General features: G+C 69.0%; 2 protein-coding genes. One reads left to right on the forward strand and one right to left on the reverse strand.

Features of this window, described 5'->3' with window-relative positions; all coding sequences use genetic code 11:
• A partial coding sequence (locus VFA16_RS11455) for a SpoIIE family protein phosphatase (RefSeq protein WP_324967922.1) occupies nt 1–1,891 on the forward strand: 1,891 nt, incomplete at its 5' end.
• A gap of 2 nt (nt 1,892–1,893) precedes the next feature.
• Here VFA16_RS11455 and VFA16_RS11460 read toward each other — a convergent pair.
• Nucleotides 1,894–2,095 (reverse strand): hypothetical protein (locus tag VFA16_RS11460; RefSeq protein WP_324967923.1); only part of this gene is annotated, 202 nt, incomplete at its 5' end.

Consider the following 2,095-nt stretch of genomic DNA (forward strand, 5'->3'; position numbering starts at 1 on the left):
CGACGTGATGATGCCGGAGCTGGACGGGTTCAGCTTCGTGTCGGCGATTCGCGCGGATTCGGAGCTGGCGGCGACGCCGGTGTTGATGTTGTCGGCCAGGGCCGGCGCCGAAGCGGTCAGCGAAGGCTACGCCGGCGGCGCAGACGATTACCTGCCCAAACCCTTCCGCTCCCGGGAGCTCATCGATCGGGTGGCGGCGCGGTTGTCGGCGGCGGCCCGCGAGCGCGCCAGTCGGCGACAGCGGGAAGCGGAGGTGCGACGCGCCGCCGCGTTGGCCGAACTCGACGCGGCGCTGCAGTCCGCCGACTCGATGAGCGAGATCCTCAACGCCCTGTCTGGTTCGTCGCTCGGCGGATGCGACGCTCCCGCGGTGATCGCGCTCGGTGTGCTCGACCGGCAAGCGAATATTGTGCGCTTCGAATTCGCCGGTGCGGTTCCCGCCGAATCCCGCGACCGGTACCACGTCGCGTCATTGGATGCGCCGCTGGTGCCGGTCGACGTCATCAAGACCGGCGAGCCCATGATCATCCCCGACACCTTCGCGCTGCCCCCGCGCTATCAGCACATCGTTCAGCAAACCGAAAGCGGTGTTCGAGCCTGCGTCAGCCAGCCGCTGCGCGACCACGGCGGACGCGTCATCGGCTCGCTGGGGCTGCTGTGGCCCGCACCGCGGCAGTTCGACCCGGGCGAGCTCGACATGTTCGCTCGGACCGCCGAGCTCACTCAGTTGGCATTGGACCGGATTTGCGCCCTGGAGCGGGAGCGCCATATCGCCGTCGAATTCCAGGAACAACTTCTCGACCTCGACCGCGGCCAGACGGCGGCGGTGGTTGCGGCGGTGTACCAGCCCGCAGGGGAGGCGATGCGGGTCGGCGGCGACTGGTACCTGGTGACCCCGCTCGATCGCCCCAACAGGGTCGGCATTTCTGTCGGAGACGTGGTTGGACACGGCTTATCTGCCGCGATCGTGATGAGCAGGCTGCGCGCCGCGGTGGCCGCAACGGCCCTCACTCAGCCCGATCCAGGGGCGGTGCTCAACGTCTTGGACCGTTATGCGGCGACGGTGGCGGGTGGGCGGTGCGCGACGGTTACCTACGCCGTCGTCGACGCAGACAGCGAGATCGGCGCTGCCACAGTGAGTTACACAAGCGCGGGTCACCCCTATCCGCTGCTGGTCCCGCCGGACGGTCCACCGGTGTTCCTTCAGGCCGGTCGACGCCCGCCGGTAGCCGCAAGCGCGAACCCGGCCGCTGACGGCCCGGCGCAGACAGAGCTAGCGCCTGGCAGCCTGATCCTGCTCTACACCGACGGGCTGATCGAACGTCCCGGCGACACCCTCGACCACGGATTCGCTCGGTTGCGGCAGGCGGCTGCGCACTGTGCGGACCGGCCGGTCGGCGACATCTGCGCCCAGCTGCTCGAGCGGATGCGTCCGCCCGGCGGCTACACCGACGACGTGGTGCTGCTGGCGCTGCGGCCCCGCCACAGCACCGCCCGGAGTTTGGCCACCGTGCTGCCCGCTGAGCCGTCACGCATCCGCGAGGCACGCCAAGAGCTGGGCCGTTGGCTGAGCGGCATCGGTGTCGACCCGAGCCGCAAACACGACATCGTGTTGGCGACCGCTGAAGCGGTCACCAACGCGATCGAGCACGGCAGCCACTGTGATGCCCGGCGAACGGTGTCCGTCGAGGCGTTCCTGCGCGGTGACACCGTGGCCGCGACCGTCAGCGACTCCGGTCAGTGGTCGGACGACTCCGCGGCGAGCCTCCGCATGCAGCAGGGCGGCCGGGGACTCACCCTGATCAACGGACTCGCCAATCACGTCGACACGGTGCGCACCGCGCACGGCACTCGAATCACCTTGCAGTTCCACCGCGCGGTGGCGCGGTAGCGTCAGACCTCTTCCATGGCTTCGCCGAGCTGCTCGAGCAGCTTGTTGTGGTGGTTGTTGGCCATGATGTGTCCGGCGGCGATGACCAGGGCGACCGGCCAGTCGATGAGCTCGAACATGGCCAGCGCCGCCAAGCCGCCGTAATAGGCCAGCTGCTCCGGTCGTGGAACTTCGACTCGGCCCACCACGGGGAGATTCACCAGG

Origin of the sequence: Mycobacterium sp. (genome assembly GCF_035653355.1) — a bacterium.
In the GTDB taxonomy this organism is placed as follows: domain Bacteria; phylum Actinomycetota; class Actinomycetes; order Mycobacteriales; family Mycobacteriaceae; genus Mycobacterium.